The organism is Campylobacter concisus (genome assembly GCF_902460665.1).
GTDB lineage: Bacteria > Campylobacterota > Campylobacteria > Campylobacterales > Campylobacteraceae > Campylobacter_A > Campylobacter_A concisus_AL.
Genome location: NZ_CABPUR010000001.1, coordinates 370,365 through 390,419 on the forward strand (window position 1 = coordinate 370,365; position 20,055 = coordinate 390,419).

At 37.4% G+C, this 20,055-nt stretch carries 23 protein-coding genes and 1 tRNA gene; 23 read left to right on the forward strand and 1 reads right to left on the reverse strand.

The features are described from left to right. The first annotated feature begins 51 nt into the window (after nt 1-51). Together F3G66_RS01880 and F3G66_RS01885 are read left to right on the forward strand one after the other, a co-directional pair. Nucleotides 52-127: transfer RNA gene (locus F3G66_RS01880), tRNA-Phe, on the forward strand. Between the two features lie 348 nt (nt 128-475). Further along, nucleotides 476-2,143 (forward strand): anaerobic C4-dicarboxylate transporter, encoded by a 1,668-nt coding sequence (locus F3G66_RS01885; RefSeq protein ID WP_072593834.1) that lies wholly within the window; start codon nt 476-478, stop codon nt 2,141-2,143. Between the two features lie 51 nt (nt 2,144-2,194). Here the strand turns inward: F3G66_RS01885 and flhB are convergent, their stop codons facing one another. Then, the gene (flhB, locus tag F3G66_RS01890; protein ID WP_149706963.1) at nt 2,195-3,268 is read right to left on the reverse strand and encodes a flagellar biosynthesis protein FlhB; all 1,074 of its coding nucleotides are present in this window, start codon (nt 3,266-3,268) and stop codon (nt 2,195-2,197) included. 263 nt (nt 3,269-3,531) lie between these two features. Here flhB and F3G66_RS01895 point away from each other — a divergent pair, with 263 nt between their 5' ends. From F3G66_RS01895 to tolB, 21 genes are all read left to right on the forward strand, one after another. Next, on the forward strand, nt 3,532-4,566 hold the full coding sequence (locus F3G66_RS01895; protein ID WP_149706964.1) for a cytochrome-c peroxidase: 1,035 nt from the start codon (nt 3,532-3,534) through the stop codon (nt 4,564-4,566). A 151-nt stretch (nt 4,567-4,717) separates the two neighbouring features. Continuing rightward, nucleotides 4,718-5,032, forward strand: a complete 315-nt coding sequence (rplU, locus tag F3G66_RS01900; protein WP_021090648.1) for a 50S ribosomal protein L21 — start codon at nt 4,718-4,720, stop codon at nt 5,030-5,032. An 11-nt stretch (nt 5,033-5,043) separates the two neighbouring features. Further along, nucleotides 5,044-5,301 (forward strand): 50S ribosomal protein L27, encoded by a 258-nt coding sequence (gene rpmA, locus F3G66_RS01905; RefSeq protein ID WP_002942569.1) that lies wholly within the window; start codon nt 5,044-5,046, stop codon nt 5,299-5,301. A 224-nt stretch (nt 5,302-5,525) separates the two neighbouring features. Beyond that, nucleotides 5,526-6,584, forward strand: a complete 1,059-nt coding sequence (gene obgE / locus F3G66_RS01910; protein ID WP_149706965.1) for a GTPase ObgE — start codon at nt 5,526-5,528, stop codon at nt 6,582-6,584. 46 nt (nt 6,585-6,630) lie between these two features. Beyond that, nucleotides 6,631-6,966 (forward strand): EF-hand domain-containing protein, encoded by a 336-nt coding sequence (locus F3G66_RS01915; RefSeq protein ID WP_149706966.1) that lies wholly within the window; start codon nt 6,631-6,633, stop codon nt 6,964-6,966. 16 nt (nt 6,967-6,982) lie between these two features. Continuing rightward, nucleotides 6,983-7,888, forward strand: a complete 906-nt coding sequence (gene fmt / locus F3G66_RS01920) for a methionyl-tRNA formyltransferase (protein ID WP_149706967.1) — start codon at nt 6,983-6,985, stop codon at nt 7,886-7,888. A 16-nt stretch (nt 7,889-7,904) separates the two neighbouring features. Continuing rightward, nucleotides 7,905-8,693, forward strand: coding sequence for a bifunctional hydroxymethylpyrimidine kinase/phosphomethylpyrimidine kinase (gene thiD / locus F3G66_RS01925; RefSeq protein WP_103641760.1), 789 nt, complete (start codon nt 7,905-7,907; stop codon nt 8,691-8,693). A gap of 1 nt (nt 8,694) precedes the next feature. After that, a complete protein-coding gene (locus F3G66_RS01930) occupies nt 8,695-9,330 on the forward strand; it encodes a biotin--[acetyl-CoA-carboxylase] ligase (protein ID WP_149706968.1) in 636 nt (211 codons plus the stop codon). Next, nucleotides 9,327-10,109, forward strand: coding sequence for a ParA family protein (locus tag F3G66_RS01935; RefSeq protein ID WP_021090449.1), 783 nt, complete (start codon nt 9,327-9,329; stop codon nt 10,107-10,109). The genes F3G66_RS01930 and F3G66_RS01935 overlap by 4 nt, the downstream gene beginning before the upstream one ends. 15 nt (nt 10,110-10,124) lie before the next feature. Next, entirely contained in the window at nt 10,125-10,985 is an 861-nt protein-coding gene (locus F3G66_RS01940; RefSeq protein WP_149706969.1) for a ParB/RepB/Spo0J family partition protein, read from the forward strand. 95 nt (nt 10,986-11,080) lie between these two features. Further along, nucleotides 11,081-11,503, forward strand: a complete 423-nt coding sequence (locus F3G66_RS01945; RefSeq protein WP_072593826.1) for a FoF1 ATP synthase subunit B' — start codon at nt 11,081-11,083, stop codon at nt 11,501-11,503. 9 nt (nt 11,504-11,512) lie between these two features. Further along, nucleotides 11,513-12,025: a F0F1 ATP synthase subunit B gene (locus F3G66_RS01950; protein WP_149706970.1), complete on the forward strand. Its 513-nt coding sequence runs from the start codon at nt 11,513-11,515 to the stop codon at nt 12,023-12,025. Continuing rightward, entirely contained in the window at nt 12,025-12,555 is a 531-nt protein-coding gene (locus F3G66_RS01955; RefSeq protein ID WP_149706971.1) for a F0F1 ATP synthase subunit delta, read from the forward strand. Before F3G66_RS01950 ends, F3G66_RS01955 begins: the two co-directional genes overlap by 1 nt. 14 nt (nt 12,556-12,569) lie before the next feature. Then, complete coding sequence (gene atpA / locus F3G66_RS01960; RefSeq protein ID WP_009294343.1) at nt 12,570-14,087, forward strand: F0F1 ATP synthase subunit alpha; 1,518 nt, start codon at nt 12,570-12,572, stop codon at nt 14,085-14,087. Nucleotides 14,088-14,096: 9 nt separating this feature from the next. Beyond that, nucleotides 14,097-14,984: an ATP synthase F1 subunit gamma gene (gene atpG / locus F3G66_RS01965; RefSeq protein WP_149706972.1), complete on the forward strand. Its 888-nt coding sequence runs from the start codon at nt 14,097-14,099 to the stop codon at nt 14,982-14,984. Between the two features lie 11 nt (nt 14,985-14,995). Beyond that, complete coding sequence (gene atpD / locus F3G66_RS01970; protein ID WP_103580399.1) at nt 14,996-16,393, forward strand: F0F1 ATP synthase subunit beta; 1,398 nt, start codon at nt 14,996-14,998, stop codon at nt 16,391-16,393. A gap of 18 nt (nt 16,394-16,411) precedes the next feature. Further along, the gene (gene atpC, locus F3G66_RS01975; protein ID WP_021090667.1) at nt 16,412-16,801 is read left to right on the forward strand and encodes an ATP synthase F1 subunit epsilon; all 390 of its coding nucleotides are present in this window, start codon (nt 16,412-16,414) and stop codon (nt 16,799-16,801) included. Then, nucleotides 16,802-17,386, forward strand: a complete 585-nt coding sequence (locus F3G66_RS01980) for a MotA/TolQ/ExbB proton channel family protein (RefSeq protein ID WP_051288435.1) — start codon at nt 16,802-16,804, stop codon at nt 17,384-17,386. After that, nucleotides 17,387-17,785 carry a biopolymer transporter ExbD gene (locus tag F3G66_RS01985; RefSeq protein WP_085657715.1) on the forward strand — a complete coding sequence of 133 codons (399 nt, stop codon included), beginning with the start codon at nt 17,387-17,389 and terminating at the stop codon, nt 17,783-17,785. It begins immediately after the preceding gene. A gap of 1 nt (nt 17,786) precedes the next feature. After that, nucleotides 17,787-18,734 carry a TonB C-terminal domain-containing protein gene (locus F3G66_RS01990; RefSeq protein WP_149706973.1) on the forward strand — a complete coding sequence of 316 codons (948 nt, stop codon included), beginning with the start codon at nt 17,787-17,789 and terminating at the stop codon, nt 18,732-18,734. Between the two features lie 24 nt (nt 18,735-18,758). Next, nucleotides 18,759-20,015, forward strand: a complete 1,257-nt coding sequence (gene tolB, locus F3G66_RS01995; protein ID WP_149706974.1) for a Tol-Pal system protein TolB — start codon at nt 18,759-18,761, stop codon at nt 20,013-20,015. Nucleotides 20,016-20,055: the final 40 nt, after the last annotated feature.

Here is a 20,055-nt window from a genome sequence, read left to right on the forward strand (position 1 = left end):
TAAACTTGCTTTAAATATTAAACATGTATAATCTGACTTTCTTTAACAGGTGGTTGGATAGCTCAGTCGGTAGAGCAGCAGACTGAAAATCTGCGTGTCGGCAGTTCGATTCTGCCTCTAACCACCATTAACCTTTCCTTAAACATCAATCATTTTTCTCTTGGTTCTATTAAATTTCATATTCACAATGTTTTTATGCTATTTTTCTAGGTTATTTATAAAATTTAAATAAATTTTTATTATTAATAAATTTAAAATATAACAATGCTATTTTCATTTTATATATTCTAAGACAAATAAAATCTTCAAGATCAAATAAAAAATTTGTAAGAGATAATCTTATAAAAATTTATCCTAAATAAGCCTTCTTAATCAAAACATTATATTTGTATCAAATCATCCTTAAAATATAAGTTTAATCTAAATCCATAAGAGATATAATCTTGATTAAATTTATATTAACTTAGGAGGTTTCATGGATTTTCTCATGAATTTAAGTGAAGGCATGCAGTTTGCTATTCAGCTTCTCATCGTCCTTATCTGTTTGTTCTACGGAGCTAAAAAAGGCGGTATCGCACTTGGTATGCTAGGCGGTATCGGTCTTATAGTCCTCGTTTTTGGATTTAATATCGAGCCTGGTAAGCCAGCAATTGATGTTATGCTAACTATCCTTGCTGTTGTTGTGGCAAGTGCTACACTTCAAGCTAGTGGCGGTCTTGATGTTATGCTTCAAATAGCAGAAACCATACTTAGAAAAAATCCAAAATATGTAAGTATCTTGGCTCCTTTTGTAACATGTACGCTTACTATTTTATGCGGTACTGGACACGTTGTTTATACTGTGCTTCCTATCGTTTATGACATTGCTATCAAAAATGGTATCCGCCCAGAGCGACCAATGGCAGCAAGCTCGATAGCCTCACAAATGGGCATCATCGCAAGCCCAGTTTCAGTTGCTGTTGTAACTCTTACAAGCTTTCTTATTAATGCTAAAACTCACTTAGCTGGCTTTGATGGATATTTGGATCTTTTAAAGATTACGATTCCATCAACATTTTGCGGTGTTTTGGCGGTAGGAATTTTTAGCTGGTTTAGAGGCAAAGATCTTGATAAAGACGAAGTCTTTCAAGCAAAGCTTCAAGATCCTGAGTTTAAAAAATATGTTTATGGCGATAGTGCGACACTTTTAGGCAAAAAGCTTCCTGGCTATCAGTGGGCTGCAATGTGGATATTTTTAGGCTCTATTCTTGTAGTAGCACTTCTTGGATATTTTAAAGATCTTCGCCCAAGCTGGACTACTTACAAAGATGCAACAGTCGTTCAAGTAATAGCCAACCTCCCAACTGAGCAAAAGGTTTTAAAAACCTTAAAAATAAAAGACGCTAGTATCCAAACAGAGGCGGCCGAGTTAAAAGTAGCAAACGATAAGTTAAATGCCAATCAAAAAGCTCAATCAGTCAAAATCATCGGCAAAGATGCAAATCAAACTCTTACTCGCACGGCTGATGGTGCAGTAACATATATAAATGAAAAAGGCGCAAAAGAAGAATTTCAAGGTGCTTACATCAATATAAGCAACAAACAAGCATCTTCAAAAAGCCTAAGCATGGTTCATGTTATCCAAATTTTCATGCTTTTAACAGGCGCTATCATTTTAATCTTTACACCAACAGATGCTAGCAAGATCGGTAAAAACGAGATATTTAGATCAGGTATGATCGCTCTTGTTGCAGTTTTTGGTATCTCTTGGATGGCTGAGACTATGTTTGCAGTACACACTCCGATGATGAAAGAGGCACTAGGAAGCATCGTAAAAGAGCACCCTTGGACTTATGCGGTTATGCTTTTGATTATCTCAAAATTTGTAAATTCTCAAGCTGCGGCCTTGGTTGCATTTGTGCCATTAGCATTAAATATCGATGTTAATCCTGCTATCATTCTAGCCTTTGCACCAGCTTGCTACGGATACTACATCCTACCAACATATCCAAGCGATCTTGCGGCTATTCAGTTTGATAGAAGCGGTACGACACATATTGGTAAATTTGTTATCAATCACAGCTTTATCATTCCGGGTCTTATTGGCGTTATATCCTCTTGTATATTTGGCTATATTTTTGCAACTGCTTTTGGATATCTATAATAGATAAATTCTCTTGCTGCTAGTAACTTCTAGTAGCAAGAGTAGGATTTATCAAAGTTTATCTTTAAATTTTTGTTTATTGCTCATATAAACGAAGCTTAGCACCTCGGCTACGGCTCTAAAAAGATGTGCTGGTATCGTATCATCAACTTCACAAATTTTATAAAGCTCTCTTGCGAGTGGTGGGTTTTCATAAATTTGCACACCATTTTCAATGGCTATTTTTTTGATTTGCAATGCTAAATAATCAACTCCTTTTGCTAGTATGATCGGTGCTTCGTCACGGCTTTTATCGTATCTTATCGCTACGGCATAATGGGTTGGATTTGTTATGACCACATCAGCTTGTGGGATGTTTTGCATCATTCGCCTTTTTGCTGCACGCATTTGCATTTGACGGATTCTGCCTTTAACTTGTGGATCACCTTCCATTTGTTTGTATTCGTCTTTTATCTCTTGTTTGCTCATACGAAGATCTTTAAAATATTGAAACCGCACTATTAGTAAGTCAGCAAGTCCTATTATAAAAAGTATAAAGAGCATGACACTAACTAAGATGATGAGTTTTTCTTTTAGCCAACCAAGCTGATCAAACATCGACAAAAATAGCGTATGTGGAAGCTCTTTGATAAATTGCAAGAAAAAATAAAATCCAACACCAAAGACAATACTAACTTTTAGCACAATTTTAACGCTATCGATCGCTTTTTTCATAGAGATGAGATTTTTGATGCCTTTTAGAGGATTTATCTTGCCAAAATTTGGCGTTATGGGCTTTGTCGTAAAGATAAATCCAAACTGCATTACATTTGCGATAATGCCAGCAACTGCTACACATATGCAAACTGGCAGGATCATCAAAAGTGCTCTAGCAAAGGTGTTTACAACGATTAGCTTGACTGTTGGTAGGGTTAGAGGCTGACCGATAAATTTAGAATAATAGATATAAAGTGAGATGATTTGCTCTTTCATAAAATTTAGCATCGCTAGTAGCACACCAATAGCAATAACAAGAGTAACAAAACCCGCAAGATCTTGACTTTTAGGTACATTGCCATCCTTGCGTGCATCTTCTATTTTTTTGGGGGTGGGTTCTTCCGTTTTTTCTTGGTCTTCGCCTGCCATTTTTATCCTGAGTTTGCTTAAATTTTGGCGATTATATCTAAAGCGAGGTTAAATTGAAGTATTTCTTATGTAGCCAAGCTATAGCAAATTTTATACAAAATAGACTAATAATTAATACTATTCAATAAAAATAAAGAAGATATATCTTATCTTAAATAACTAAAACTACTTAAAAGTAATTTATAATAAATAATAAAATTTATTTATATTTAACCATAAAACATTATAATTGTGATCTAATTCTATTTTTAAAGGAGCATTTAATGAAAATTAAGTCAGTTTTGTTGGGTTCGGTTGCGTTAGCTACGGCGCTAAACGCTCAAAATTTGATCCAAGACGCCCTAGATGCGGGTCTAGTCGCTATCCCTAGCGATCCAAAGGCGCTAACCAAGGCGATAAACGAAGCTTCTCCAGATGCTGAGAAATACCCAACCACTATGGCTGCATATGAGCTTGGTAAGAGGCTTTATTTTGATCCAAGATTATCAAAATCCGGCATTATCAGCTGCAACACCTGTCACAACTTGGGCCTAGGCGGAGCGGACGGCGTGCCTGCATCTACCGGTCACAAATGGACACCAAACCCTCATCATGTAAATGCCCCGACGGTTTACAACTCCGTATTTAACTCGGTGCAGTTTTGGGACGGACGCGCCGCTCACCTAGCTGCTCAGGCTGCCGGACCGATGACTGCGATGCCGGAGATGGCCTCTACTCCTGAGCTCGTCGAGCAGAGATTAAAATCTATCCCTGCTTATGTGAGCGAGTTTAAGGCTGCGTTTAATAGCGATGTGAGCTTTGAACTAGTAACGACGGCGATAGGTATCTTTGAAAGAACGCTCGTAACTCCGTCTAGATTTGATAAATTTTTAGAAGGCGACGAAGCTGCACTAAACGGCGCTGAGAAAAAAGGCCTAAAAACCTTCATCGACAAAGGCTGCGCTACATGCCATAACGGTATAAATTTGGGCGGTACTTTACAGCCGTTTGAGGTTGCGGGTAAATACGAATTTGCAAATTTGGGCGACTTTAAAGGTGACGCAAACGGCCTAGTAAAAGCTCCTACGCTGCGCAATATCGAGCTGACGGCTCCATATTTCCACAACGGCGCGGTTTGGTCGCTAAAAGATGCCGTCAAGATGATGGGCAGCGTACAGCTAGGTATCGAGATAAACGATAAAGAAGCTACCGATATAGTGACGTTTTTAAATTCGCTAACAGGCAAAATGCCTAAAGTCGAATATCCGTCATTCCCTGCATCTACCGAAAAGACCCCAAAACCGGAACTTGACTACTAAGCTAAACAAAAAGGCGGATAAATTTCCGCCCCATTCAACTTAAATTTATAAATTTTTGGGTATCATCCGTCTCTTACAACCAACAAAGCTCCCCAAGTCTTTTGAAATCCAAAAGCGCTTTTTGGTCTTACCAAATTTAGAAAGGTAGAGTATGTCAAAATACGCTATATTTAAGCATGGCGGTAAGCAATATCGTGTTAGCGAGGGCGAGTACCTTAAGCTAGATCACTTTAGTGCTGAAGCTAAATCAACCGTTGAGATTACAGAAGTTTTAGCTGTAAATGACGGCGAAGTAAAGGTAGGTGCGCCATTTGTGAAGGGTGCAAAAGTTGTTCTTGAGGTCGTTAATGAAGGCAAAGACAAAAAAGTAGTTATCTACAAAAAACGCAGACGTAAAGACTCAAAACTAAAACGCGGCTTTAGAAGACAATTTACACGTGTAAAAGTCGTAAGTATCGCAGCTTAAGGAGATAAGATATGGCACACAAAAAAGGTCAGGGTTCAACCCAAAATAACCGTGATAGTATCGGACGCCGATTAGGTGTTAAGAAATTTGGTGGTGAGTTCGTTCGTGCTGGAAATATAATCATCCGCCAAAGAGGAACAGCAACTCACGCTGGAAATAACGTAGGTCTTGGCAAAGACCACACAATTTTTGCATTAGTCGACGGCTTTGTAAAATTTGAAAGACTCGATAAAAACAGAAAAAAAGTATCTGTTTATCCAGCTGCATAATACCAGGGGCAATCGCCCCTTTCTTTCTTAAAATTATTCAAAAATCAAAATTTTTATTTAGTGTTTAGAATTTTTCAAATAGCTGTTTGAGAGAAATTTTAAATCAATCACAACTCTATATTTCGAGCTTCATGGTGTTTATATTTGCTTTATTTTAATCAAGATATCACGATTTAATTTCAGTAAAGTTGGATATAATCCAAATAAAAAATTTAAGGTAAAAAATGTTTATAGATAGTGCAAGATTAATTCTAAGTTCGGGGCATGGTGGAGCTGGAGCTGTGAGTTTTCGCCGTGAAAAACACGTCATTTTAGGCGGTCCTGATGGCGGAGACGGCGGAGACGGCGGAGACGTTTATTTTATTTGTGACAACAACACCCACACTTTAGCAAATTATAAGGGTAAAAGAGCCATGAAGGCTGGCAATGGTGAAGCTGGCATAGGCAAGCGAATGACTGGTAAAAAAGGCGAAAACTTAGAACTAATAGTCCCTCCTGGCACAGCTGTTTATGATGCACAGACAAATGAACTACTCTGTGACATAGTTAGCGAGGGGCAAAAGACACTATTTTTAAAAGGCGGTAAAGGTGGACTCGGAAATTTTCACTTTAAAAGCTCTATTAACCAAGCTCCAGAATACGCACAAAAAGGTATGCCAGAAGAGAGCATAGAGGTCAGGCTCGAGCTAAAGCTCATTGCTGATGTTGGTTTAGTGGGCTTTCCAAATGTTGGTAAATCAACACTTATTTCAACAGTATCAAACGCCAAACCACAGATCGCAAACTACGAATTTACAACGCTTACGCCAAAGCTTGGCCTTGTTGAGGTCGATGAGTTTAGTGGCTTTGTCATGGCTGACATTCCTGGTATTATCGAGGGGGCGAGCGATGGACGCGGTTTGGGCGTTAAATTTCTAAAACATATCGAGCGAAATAAAATTTTACTTTTCATGATAGACGGAGCAAACTATAGAGGTATGAGCGAGCAGTTTAGTGTGCTAAAAGAAGAAGTCGCTAAATTTTCAAGTGTACTTGCTAGTAGGGACTATGCTATCGCTATCACCAGAGTCGATGCGGCGGAAAATTTAGATGAAAATATAAAAGAATTTATGAAATTTTTAAAGCTAAAACCAGAGCAAAACGGTAAATTTATCTACAAACAAGATTTACTCAGCTTTGATCATTCAAAGCCATATTTCATTTTGCCGATCTCGTCAGCAACAAACGAGAACATCGACGAGCTTAAATTTGCACTGCTTGAGCTACTAAAAAAAGAGCTTTGAGTTGCGATCTTTTAGTGCTTTGGGCATAGAAATTTGAGAGTATAAAATGAAGAAAATTTTTTGCATTATGCTATTTTGTCTTGGTGTATATAGCTGTGATCCAGCGGATCCGGCGTATATGTTTTTGGATTACAATGACATAGATCGTGACGGCATGCTAAATTTAGATGAGTGGACGTCCTGCAAAGTGCCATCAGCGCTAAAAATAGCACCAGATCTATGCACTAGTGAGGAATTTAAGAGGCTGGATCTTGATCGTAGTGGCAAAGTTAACATTAATGAGCTAGGAAGTTTGATATTTCAAAAGATTGACTGGCAAGAAGATCCATGCGCCTCTTGGCCGTCTGGCAGTAAAAACGTAGATCAAAATAAAAGTCGTTGAAATTTAAAGGAAAGTGATGAATGTAGTTTTTATGGGGACGCCTGATTATGCTGTTAGGATACTTAGGCACCTAAAAGAGGCTGGCTTTAATATAAAAGCGGTCTTTACCCAGCCTGATAAGCCAGTTGGTAGAAAGCAAATTTTAACTCCAAGCGAGGTAAAAATTTACGCGAAAAATGAGCTAGTAGGTGTGCCAGTCCTTACGCCAAATACGCTAAAAGATGAGGCGGTAGTTAACGAGCTAAAGGCATTTGAGCCTAAATTTATCGTGGTGGCAGCTTACGGCAAAATTTTGCCAGAGAGCGTGCTTAACGTGGCGACTTGTATAAATTTACACGCTTCGATCTTGCCAAAATATAGAGGCGCAAGCCCCATTCAAAGCGCGATCCTAGCAGGCGAGAAGCAAACTGGCGTCACAGCTATGCTAATGGACGCTGGCCTTGATACTGGCGATATGTTAGACTTCATCTACACGCCTTGCGAAAACAAGATGTCAAGCGAGCTTTTTAGTGAGCTTGGCGAGCTTGGCGGTGAGCTAATCGTAAAAGTGCTTAAGAATTTTGAAAATTTAAAGCCACAAAAGCAAGACGACGCGCAGGCCTCGCACTGCAAAAAGATAAGTAAGAGCGACGGGCTTTTTAGCTTTGACGAAGAGGCGGGGCAAATTTATAATAAATTTCGTGCGCTCACACCTTGGCCAGGGCTTTATCTGGCAAGTGGGCTAAAAATTTTATCGCTTGAGCTAAGCGAAAAAAGTGGCAAAAGCGGAGAAATTTTAAGCATAGAAAAGGACCACGTCGTGGTTGCTTGCAAGGGTGGGGCGGTCAAAATTTACGAGCTTCAAGAGCCAAGCAAAAAGCCAACAAACGCAAAAGCATATATAAATGGTAAGCGCCTTAGCGTCGGCGATGAATTAAAATAAATTTAAAGGAGAGGTTATGAAAAATGCGTTAAGTATAGCAGGGGTTGATCCAAGTGGCGGAGCTGGAGTTTTAGCTGATATAAAGGTATTTATAGCACACGGCGTATATGCGATGGGAGCGATCACGGCGGTCACTGCTCAAAATACAAAGGGCATATTTGGCATGCAGTTAGTTGAGCCAAAGCTCATCGAGGATCAGATAAAAGCGATATTTGATGATATAAGAGTTGATGTGATAAAAATAGGCGTTGTCCCAAGCGTTGAGATCATCAAAAGCGTCGCAAAAACGCTAAGAGAGATCAAAAATTTACCGCCAGTCGTGCTTGATCCTGTCATGAGCTGTAAAAATGGCGACATCTGGCTAGAGGGCGCTGCAAAAGACGCGATCGTGGAGGAGCTTTTCCCACTTGCAAGCGTGATCACGCCAAATATCTTTGAAGCGCGCGAAATTTTAAAGCGTGAGCTAAAAGGCGAGAGCGAGCTAAAAGAGGCTTGTAAGGAGCTTTTGAAATTTGGCACAAAGAGCGTCTATCTAAAGTGTGGCGAGATAGAAGGCAAGTCGCTTGATATATTTTATGATGGCAGTGAATATGAAATTTTTAGCGATGAGCGTATAAAAACGACTGCGACACACGGCTCAGGCTGCTCGCTATCAAGCGCTATAGCTTCAAATTTAGCAAATGGGCTTAGTCTAAAAGAGAGCGTAAAAAATGCGCATGATTATATCTTTAACGCTATCAAAAATGCGGTCATCATCGGCGGTGGACAAAATCCGGTAAATCACTTCTATAAATTTAAGGTGTGATTTGAAAGTAGAGTTTTTTCAAAGTCTGCCTTCGACACAGGAATTTTTGATAAAGGCCCTAAAAAACGGCGAGATAAAGCCACCGCACATGATCGTGGCGTATAATCAAACCAAAGGCATCGGCAGCCGTGGCAACAGCTGGGAGGGGCTTGGCGGAAATTTATTTATGTCATTTTGTATAAGCGAAGATGAGTTGCCAAGCGACATACCACCGCCTTCGATCTCGATATATTTTTCTATGTTGATGCGTGAAGTCTTGAGCGAACTTGGCTCAAAGTGCTGGTTAAAATGGCCAAATGACTTTTATGTGGACGAGCGCAAGATAGGTGGCACTTTAACAAATAAAGTAGATGAAATTTACATTTGTGGCATGGGGATAAATTTAGCTAGCGCACCTGAAAATGCGGGCATTTTGGATATAAAAACTAGCGTAGATGAGCTAGTTTGGGGCTTTATTAGCATGCTTGATAAAAAGATTTTATGGAAGCCAATTTTTAGCAAATTTAGGATAGACTTTTGCAAGTCAAAAGGTTTTATTACGCATATTGCAAATAGAGCTGTTTCGCTTCAGGATGCTGAAATTTGCGATGATGGAGCGATCTTACTAAATGGGGAAAAGGTATATTCTTTAAGATGAGCGAGATAATAACAATAGCTAATCAAAAAGGCGGCGTTGGCAAGACTACAACAGCTGTAAATTTAGCCGCATCACTGGCGGTTGCTGAAAAAAAAGTATTATTAATAGACATCGATCCACAGGCAAATGCGACAACTGGACTTGGTTTTAGCAGAAGTGACTATGAGTTTAACATTTATCACGTCTTAACAGACAGAAAAAAGCTCTCGCAAATTGTATTAAAAACTGAGATCCCAACACTTTTTTTGGCTCCGTCAAATATAGGGCTTGTCGGTATTGAACAAGAATTTAACGATCAAAATAAGGACTATAAACTGATCCTTAAAAATAAAATTTCAGAAGTTGTAAACGACTATGATTTTATTATAATTGATAGTCCTCCGGCACTTGGTAGCATTACGATAAATGCTCTTAGTGCAAGTGATAGTGTTATCATCCCGATTCAATGTGAATTTTACGCACTTGAAGGCTTGGCTCAAATTTTAAATACGGTTAAGATTATTAAGAAGACGATAAATCCAAAGCTAAATATAAAGGGATTTTTACCAACTATGTTTAGTTCGCAAAATAATCTCTCAAAAGAGACCATTGCAAATTTAAAGCAGCATTTTGAAAATAAGCTCTTTAAGAGCAAGGATAGCAAAGAGGAATTTGTGGTCGTTCCAAGAAATGTGAAACTTGCTGAAAGCCCAAGTTTTGGTAAGCCAGTGATACTTTATGATATAAAATCGCCTGGCTCAATTGCGTATCAAAATTTGGCATATTGTATTTTAAACTAAAAAATAAGGAAAAAAATGGCTAAAAAAGGTGGATTAGGGCGAGGACTTAGCGCGATACTTGAAGATGTAGAGCAAGCCTACAGTAAAGAGATCGCAAATTTAAATGACTCTGAGATAGTCGAAGAGATAAATATAGATGAAATTTTACCAAACCCATACCAGCCAAGAACGCATTTTGATGAAGAGGCTTTAAAAGAGCTAAGTGCTAGCATCAAAAGGCACGGACTGATCCAGCCAATAATCGTCATCAAAAAAGATGATGGTTATATGCTAATAGCCGGTGAGCGCAGGTACCGCGCCACAAAGATGCTCGGAGCAAACAAGATAAAGGCGATCATAGCTGATATCAAGTCTCAAAATTTAAGAGAGCTTGCGCTTATCGAAAATATCCAACGTGAAAATTTAAATCCAATCGAACTTGCAAAGTCGTATAAAGAGCTCATAAATGAGTATAAGATCACACAAGATGGCTTGGCAAATATCATTCATAAAAGTAGAACTCAAATAACAAATACGATGAGGCTTTTACTTCTTAGCGACTACACACAAAAACTTTTACAAGAAGATAAGCTAACGCAAGGTCACGCTAAAGTTATAGTTGGACTTAGTACTGAAGAAGAAAAGATGGTTGTTGATACAATAATTGGTCAAAAGCTAAGCGTTAGAGACACAGAAATTTTAGTAAAAAAGATAAAAAATAAGGAAGAGATAAAAGACAAAAAGCCAAAAATTTCTGAGGAAATGAGCAAAAAACTATCAAATTTACAAGAAATTTTTAAAAATTTAAAGATAAAAGCAAAAGTAAAATCTAGCAATCTAGTTTTAGAATTTAATAATATTTCACAGGTGGAAGAATTTATTTCTAGGCTAAAATAGAATTACAAATTTATTTTTATTTTTAGTAATTTATTGTAAAATCAGACTTTAATTTGAATATTAAATAAAACTTAATGATAAAATAAGGAGAGTGGATGTTAGAAATAGATGTGCCATTGATGCTTTTAACGGCTGTCGTTTTCTTGGTATTGATCGCTATTTTGAATTCCTTGCTTTATAAGCCAATGCTCAAATTTATAGATGACAGAAATGCTTCTATAAAAAATGATGAAGAGAGTACTAGTAAAAATGCAAGTGATCTAAGTGTTCATGAAAAAGAGATTGAAGAGATTATATTAAACGCAAGGACTGAGGCCAATAAAATAAGGCATGAAGCCTTAAATTTGGCAAAAGAAGAGTCTTTAAAAGAAGTAAATGCTGTAAAAACTAGTTTAGAGGCTGATTACAATGAATTTTTAAATGCTCTAAGCTCCCAGAAAGATAACCTAAAGGCAGATCTATCAGCTAAACTACCTGAACTTAGAGCGGCTTTAAATGCCAAGCTCTCTAAAATTTAAAGGAATTTTATGAAGATAAAAATTTTATTTTTTTTAGCACTTCCATTTCTAGCTTATGCTAGTGGGCATGGCGGAACAAATTACGATATAGTAGAGAGAACGCTAAACTTTTTACTTTTCTTTGCTATTTTGGTATATTTTGCAGCTAAGCCACTAAAAGCTCTTTATCAAAGCAGAATTGATAGGATCGCAAATAAGCTTGAAAGTATCCAAGAAAAGCTACGCGATTCTAAAGCCAAAAAAGATGATGCTCTAAAACGTGTTGAGGAAGCTAAACAAAATGCAAATTCCTTAATCGAAACTGCAAAAAAAGAGGCTTTAAATTTAGCTGCTAAGGTTAAAAGCGATGCTCAAAATGATATAGCAAATCTTCAAAAGAGCTACAAAGAGCAAAAAGATTTTGAAGAGCGCAAGATGACAAAAGGCGTTGTAAATGAAATTTTGAGCGACATTTTCTCAAGCGATAGCCTAAAAGTCGATCAAAAAGAGCTTGTAAATATTATACTTAAAAAGGTTAGCTAATGAATGAAGTAGTAGCTAAAAAATACGTAAAAGCGATCTTAAGCGATGTAAAATCCAATGAACTTAATGCATTTGTTGAAAATTTATCAGAGCTAGCTGTTGCTTTTGCTAGCGATAAATTTAAAAGCATTATAAGTTTGCCTACTTTAAAGGCTTCACAAAAGGTTGATTTTGTACTATCTTTGGTTAAAAGTCAAGATGTCAAATTTGCAAATTTTATTAAGCTTCTTGGCGCAAATAAAAGACTGGAGCTTATCCCAGCGATCTTAAACGAGATGAAGATAGAGCAATCTTTGCTTGAAAATACATATCGTGGCGAGGTTATTGGAAATTTTGACCTAAGCGCTGAGCAGCTGAAAGCTTTGGAAGAGAATTTCTCTAAGAAATTTAACTCTAAGATCAAGCTTGATGGCTCAAAGAGCGATTACAACGGCGTAAAAGTTGAGTTAGATGATTTAGGTGTCGAGATAAATTTCTCTATCGATAGACTAAAAAGTCAAATGAGTGAATATATATTAAAAGCAATTTAAAAAGGAGTGAAAGCGTGAGTGCAAAAATTAAAGCTGACGAAATTAGCACGATAATCAAAGAGCGTATTGAAAATTTTGATTTAAGTGTTGATGTAGAAGAGACCGGTAAAGTCATCTCAGTCGCTGATGGCGTTGCTAACGTTTATGGTTTGAAAAACGTTATGGCTGGCGAGATGGTCGAATTTGAAAGCGGCGAAAAAGGTATGGCTCTTAACCTTGAAGAGAGCAGTGTTGGTATAGTTATCCTTGGAAAAACTAGCGGTATCACAGAAGGAAGCTCTGTAAAAAGACTTAAAAAACTTCTACGCGTTCCAGTTGGCGACGCATTAATTGGTCGTGTTGTAAATTCACTCGGTGAGCCAATCGACGCAAAAGGACCAATCGAAGCTACTGAATCTCGCTTCGTCGAAGAAAAAGCAAAAGGTATCATGGCTAGAAAGAGCGTTCATGAGCCACTTCAAACAGGTATCAAAGCGATTGACGCACTTGTGCCAATCGGTAGAGGACAAAGAGAGCTTATCATTGGTGACCGCCAAACTGGTAAAACAACAGTTGCTATCGATACTATCATCAACCAAAAAGGTCAAGATGTCATTTGTATCTATGTAGCTATCGGTCAAAAACAATCAACCGTTGCTCAAGTAGTTAAAAAACTTGAAGAATATGGTGCTATGGACTATACGATAGTTGTAAATGCTGGTGCTAGTGACGCAGCTGCGCTTCAATACCTTGCACCATACGCTGGCGTAACAATGGGTGAATACTTTAGAGATAACTCTCGCCACGCGCTAATCATCTATGATGACTTGTCAAAACACGCGGTTGCTTACCGTGAGATGTCTTTGATCTTAAGAAGACCGCCAGGCCGTGAAGCTTATCCGGGCGACGTTTTCTACCTTCACTCAAGACTTCTTGAGAGAGCAAGTAAGCTAAATGACGCGCTAGGTGCGGGATCTTTAACAGCTCTACCTATTATTGAGACTCAAGCGGGTGACGTTTCAGCTTATATTCCAACAAACGTTATTTCTATTACAGATGGTCAAATTTTCCTTGAGAGCGACTTATTTAACTCAGGTATCCGTCCAGCGATCAACGTTGGTCTTTCTGTATCTCGTGTTGGTGGTGCGGCTCAAATAAAAGCTATTAAACAAGTTTCTGGTACACTAAGACTAGACCTTGCTCAATACCGCGAACTACAAGCGTTTGCTCAATTTGCAAGCGACCTTGACGAGAGTTCGAGAAAACAACTAGAGCGTGGTCAAAAGATGGTTGAAGTACTAAAACAACCTCCATATTCTCCACTTCCAGTTGAGAATCAAGTAGTTATCATATTTGCTGGTGCTAAGGGTTATTTAGATGATGTTGCAACTGCAAATGTAACAAAATTTGAGGCTGAGCTATATCCATATATTGAGGCAAAATACCCTGAAATTTTTGAGCAAATCAGAACTAAAAAGGTTCTTGATAAAGAAGTAGAAGAAATTTTACATAAAGCGTTGAAAGATTTTAAAGCGACTTTTGCCGCTAACTAGGGCTAAGATATGTCAAATTTAAAAGATATAAAACGAAAGATTAAGAGCGTTCAGAACACTCAAAAGACGACGCGCGCGATGAAGCTTGTCTCAACAGCAAAGCTTCGCAAAGCTGAAGAGGCTGCACGCTACTCTAGAGTTTACGCACTTAAGATCAATGAGGTTTTATCAGAGATAGCTTATAAGATCAATCAATACGCTTCAGTTATGACTGAGAGTAAATTTTTTAACACAACAAAGAGTGTAGAAAAGGTTGATATTATATTTGTTACCGCTGATAAAGGGCTTTGTGGTGGCTTTAATGTCCAGACTATAAAGACAGTTAGGCGCATGATTGATGGGCTAAAAGCCAAAAAGATCAAAGTTAGACTAAGAGCTGTTGGTAAAAAAGGCATAGAATTTTTCAATTTCCAAGGCGTTGAACTACTTGAGACTTATGTCGGAGCTAGCTCTTCTCCTACTTATGAAAAAGCTCAAAAGATCATAAAAGATGCCATTGATGATTTTACAAACGGCATAACAGATAAGGTTGTGCTAATACACAATGGCTATAAAAATATGATTTCTCAAGAGATTAGAGTAAATGATATTGTGCCTATTGAGCCGTCTAAGATAGTTGCGGTTGAGACAAATTCTTTGATGGAATTTGAGCCAGAGGACAACTATACTAAGATTATGGATGAATTGCTCAATAAATATTTTGAGTATAGTATGTATTATGCTTTAGTTGACTCTTTGGCGGCTGAGCACAGCGCTAGAATGCAAGCTATGGATAATGCAACAAACAATGCAAAACAACGCGTCAAACAGTTAAATCTTGCTTACAATAAAGCAAGACAAGAGTCTATTACCACTGAGCTTATCGAGATCATCAGTGGTGTTGAATCAATGAAATAAAAGGAGTATGAATGAAGGGTGTTATTAGTCAAGTTATGGGCCCTGTGGTCGATGTTGACTTTAATGACTACTTGCCGAAGATCAATGAAGCTATCGAAGTTTTATTTGAGGTTGAGGGCAAGAAACATAAACTAATATTAGAAGTTGCTGCTCACCTAGGTGATAATAGAGTCAGAACTATTGCTATGGATATGAGCGAGGGTCTGACTCGTGGCTTAGAGGCTAAAGCGCTTGGTGCACCTATTAGTGTGCCAGTTGGTGAAAAAGTTCTAGGTAGAATTTTTAACGTAGTTGGTGATTTGATTGACGAGGGTGAGGGTATAAATTTTGATAAACACTGGTCTATTCACCGCGATCCTCCTCCATTTGAAGAGCAAAGCACAAAGAGTGAAATTTTTGAAACTGGTATCAAGGTAGTCGACCTTCTAGCTCCTTACGCAAAGGGCGGTAAAGTAGGCCTATTTGGTGGTGCTGGTGTTGGTAAAACGGTTATTATTATGGAGCTTATCCACAATGTTGCGTTTAAACACAGCGGTTATTCTGTATTTGCAGGCGTTGGTGAGAGAACTCGTGAAGGAAATGACCTTTATCACGAAATGAAAGAAAGTAACGTTTTGGATAAAGTTGCCTTATGCTATGGCCAAATGAATGAGCCACCAGGAGCAAGAAACCGTATCGCGCTAACTGGTCTTACAATGGCTGAGTACTTCCGAGACGAGATGGGGCTTGATGTTTTGATGTTTATTGATAACATCTTCCGTTTCTCTCAATCAGGTGCAGAGATGTCAGCTCTGCTAGGACGTATCCCATCAGCTGTTGGTTATCAGCCAACTCTTGCAAGTGAGATGGGTAAATTCCAAGAGAGAATCACATCAACTAAAAAAGGTTCGATCACATCTGTTCAAGCTGTTTACGTTCCTGCGGACGACCTTACGGATCCAGCTCCTGCTACTGTTTTTGCGCACCTTGATGCTACGACAGTTCTTAATAGATCTATTGCAGAAAAAGGTATCTATCCAGCTGTTGATCCGCTTGATTCTACTTCAAGAATGCTTGATCCTCAAATTTTAGGAGCAGATCACTATAAGGTAGCTCGCGGCGTTCAAGCTGTGCTCCAAAAATATAAAGATCTTCAAGATATCATCGCTATCCTTGGTATGGACGAGCTTAGCGAAGAAGATAAGTTAACAGTTGATAGAGCAAGAAAGATCGAGAGATTTTTATCTCAGCCATTCTTTGTTGCTGAAGTATTTACAGGTAGCCCTGGTAAATATGTAAGTCTTGACGAAAATATAGCTGGCTTTAAGGGAATTTTAGAGGGTAAATATGATCACTTACCAGAAGCAGCATTTTATATGGTTGGAAATATAGATGAAGCTTTAGCTAAAGCTGAGAAACTTAAGGCTTAAATTTAAAAAGGAAGCGTAATGGATAAATTACATTTAGAGATTGTAACTCCTCAAGGTCAGATATTTAATGATGACGTGAGTAGTGTAGTGCTTCCAGGTAGCGAGGGTGAGTTTGGTGTTTTACCAAACCATGCCTCATTAATATCTCTTTTAAAAGCAGGTATTATAGATATAGAACATAAAAATAAAAAACATGATGTTGTTGCAATCAACTGGGGCTATGCAAAGATTGACGAAGGTAAGGTAGTAATACTAGCTGACGGTGCGGTTTATGTCTCTGGTGATAGTGAAAGTGAGCTTGCAAATTCATTGGAAGCTGCTAGAAATTTGATAGAGAGTATGAGTAGTGACACAAATGCTTTTGCAGCAACTATATCTAAAATGGAAAATGTAGTGAGAACTAGATAAGTGGGCGGTATAGATTTATTTTTAAATTACATTCAAAGAAGTAGTTTTATTACAATTATTGTTTTAACTTGGCTGTCAATATATTTTATAGTTAGTTTCACAATTCTTTTTTCAAGAATGGCTGGTATTGGAGCTTGGCAAAAACGTGAGCAAAATGCACTTGAAGCATTGCTTATGGGTGCTAAAAATATTCCAAATGATTCGTCTTTGAGAAAATGTGCAAATGGAAGAATCTCAAGAGAAAAACTAAATGTATGTATAAGCATAGCCGAGAAAAATGCTACAAGTGGGTTAACGTGGCTAAGTGTAATAGCATCTACTTCGCCTTTTATTGGTCTTTTTGGAACCGTTGTTTCTATTTTAGAGACATTTTCACAGCTTGGAAATGGTGGAGGTTCATCACTTGGTATTATCGCTCCAGCTATTTCAGAGGCACTTGTTGCAACTGGTTGCGGAATTTTTGTTGCCATCCCAGCATATACATTTAATTTACTCATAAAAAGAAAAGCTTATGAATTAATGAGTGTTATCGAGCGTCAGGCTGATGTAATGATAGCACTTAAAAAAGATGATGAGATACTATAAATGGCTGCTAAATTTACCGATGAGACACCAGAGCTAAATATAACTCCTCTTGTTGATATTATGCTTGTTTTACTAGCCATTTTAATGGTTACTATGCCAACCATAACATATCAAGAGGATATTACTCTTCCGGATGGTTCAAAGGCAAAAACTTCAACATCTAAGCAAAAAGACCTTATAGTATCTATAAATTCGCAAGGACAAGTTAGAGTTGATCAGAGTACTATGAGCCTTGCTGAGTTTCCCGATAATATCGCATTAATGAGTACAAAATACGATAAAACCTCGCCTATCTATATAAAAGCTGATAAAAATTTAAAATACGATGATGTTATGTTTGTATTAAAGACTTTGAAAGGTGCTGGTTTTAATAAAGTAGCTTTAGAGACAAACGGTTAAGATGTCAAATAAAGTTAAATTTCCAACGCTTAGTTCGTTTCTTGTAGCGTCTTGTATTTACGTTATTATTATACTTATTTTGTTTATAAAGCTTACTTTTTTTGCAGAACCTCCTAAAAAATATACTGATGATAAAGATGCTATTATGGATGTGGTTATGGTTGATAGAGAAGTTGATCAAACCATTAAAGCTCCAAAACAAGCAGATGAAGTAGTTAAAGAGACAAAGCCTGAACCAAAAAAGGAGTCAGAAGAAGATAAACAAGAGACTACAAATAAGCCTGTTGTACCAGATGAACCATTACCTACCCCAAGCTTACCAACTCCTCCAAAAGAGGAACCAAAACCTGAGCCTAAAAAACCAGAACCAAAACCAGAAATTTTAAAACCAAGTGAAGAGCCTAAAGAAGATGTTAAGCCAGAACCAAAACCTGAGCCTAAGCCTACACCAAAGCCAGTTGAAAAGCCAAAACCAAAAGAACCAAATATAAAAGACCTCTTTAGTGACATAGATCCTACGAAACTTAAAAAAGATGATGGTATAAAAAAGGCCGAAAATAAAGTGCAAAGTCGTAAAAAAAGCGAAGCTTCTAGTTCAAAAGCCGCAAAAGAAGCTAGTGATATAATAAAGAGTTTAAAGATAGATCAAAATCCAACTGCTCCAAAATCACAATCTACCGGTACTTACGATCCACTAATGGGTGCGATAACAAAACAAATTCAAAGAAGATGGCAAAGCTATAAGGCCGATTCTGCAAATTTAGCTAAAGTTAAAGTTATGATAGATCAGAGCGGAAATTTTAGCTATGAAATTTTAGAGCTATCATATAATGAAGAATTTAATGCAAAAGTAAGAGAGTGCTTAGAAAAACTTACAACGGAGAAATTTCCATTCAATCCAGACAAAAGCACTACTTTTAATTTAAATTTAGAAGATAAAATAAACTAAAATTTATAAAATTATGGAGTAGAGATGAAGAAAATTTTTCTTTTTTTATGTGTTGCTCTAGGGCTTTATGCTGCTGATGCAACCATATCTGTTGTAAATCAAGGTATTGCCTTGCCAAAGATAGCTTTGCAAGATGCAACAACTGCTGTTAGTGATATGGCTTTTAAAGATAAATTCTTTAAAATCATGTTAGGAGATCTAAAGGTTAGTTCCGATTTTGAAGTAATCGAAGATCATGTGCCTTCTACCTATGAAGGGGATGCGACTACTAATACAATGAGTGATAAAGGCGTCGAGCTTATCTTTAGATATGCTCTTGAAGGCTCTATGGGCTCACCTCTTACTTTAAGAGTAAAACTGATAAACGCTAAAACGGCAACCACAAGATATGAGAAAGTTTACACTATGCCAGACGGCGCAAAGTATCCGTTTTTAGCGCATAAAAGTATAGTTGAGCTTACTAATGAACTAAATTTACCACCAGTTGGCTGGATGGAAAAATTTATTATTCTTTCAAAATATACTTCAGCTCGCCAAAGCTCTATTATAGTTGCTGATTATACACTTACATATCAAAAGACTATAGTAAGCGGCGGTCTAAACATTTTCCCTAAATGGGCTGGAGCCGATCAAAGTAAATTTTACTATACATCTTATGTAAACAATAAGCCAACTTTATTTAGATATGATCTAAATTCTGGTACAAAAACAAAGATAATTGATAGCATTGGCATGCTTATAGCCTCAGATGTTAGTAAAGATGGAAGTAAAATTTTATTAACTATGGCACCAAAAGATCAACCAGATATATTTATCTATAATACAAATAGCAAAAATTTGACGCAGATTACTAATTATTCAGGCATAGATGTAAATGGAAATTTTGTAGATAATGATAGTAAGATAGTTTTTGTATCAGATAGGCTTGGTTATCCTAATGTTTTTGCAACTCCTGCGATTTCTGGCGGAAGCGTTGAACAAATGGTATTTCATGGTAAGAATAATAACTCTGTAAGCACATTTGAAAATTATGTTGTTTATTCAAGTAGAGAAGCAAGTGGTAGTTTTAATATATATCTAATTTCAACTCAAACGGATTTTATACGCCAGCTTACAGCAAATGGCAAAAATAACTATCCAAGATTTTCAAGTGACGGTCAAAGTGTCGTATTTATCAAAGAACTTGGCGGTCAAAGTTCACTAGGAGTTGTTAGGTTAAATGAAAACAGAAGTTTTCAGTTTCCTTTAAAAGTAGGAAAAATTCAATCTATAGATTGGTAATATTCTGATAAAATTTAAAATTTTTGTGATATAATTCGAC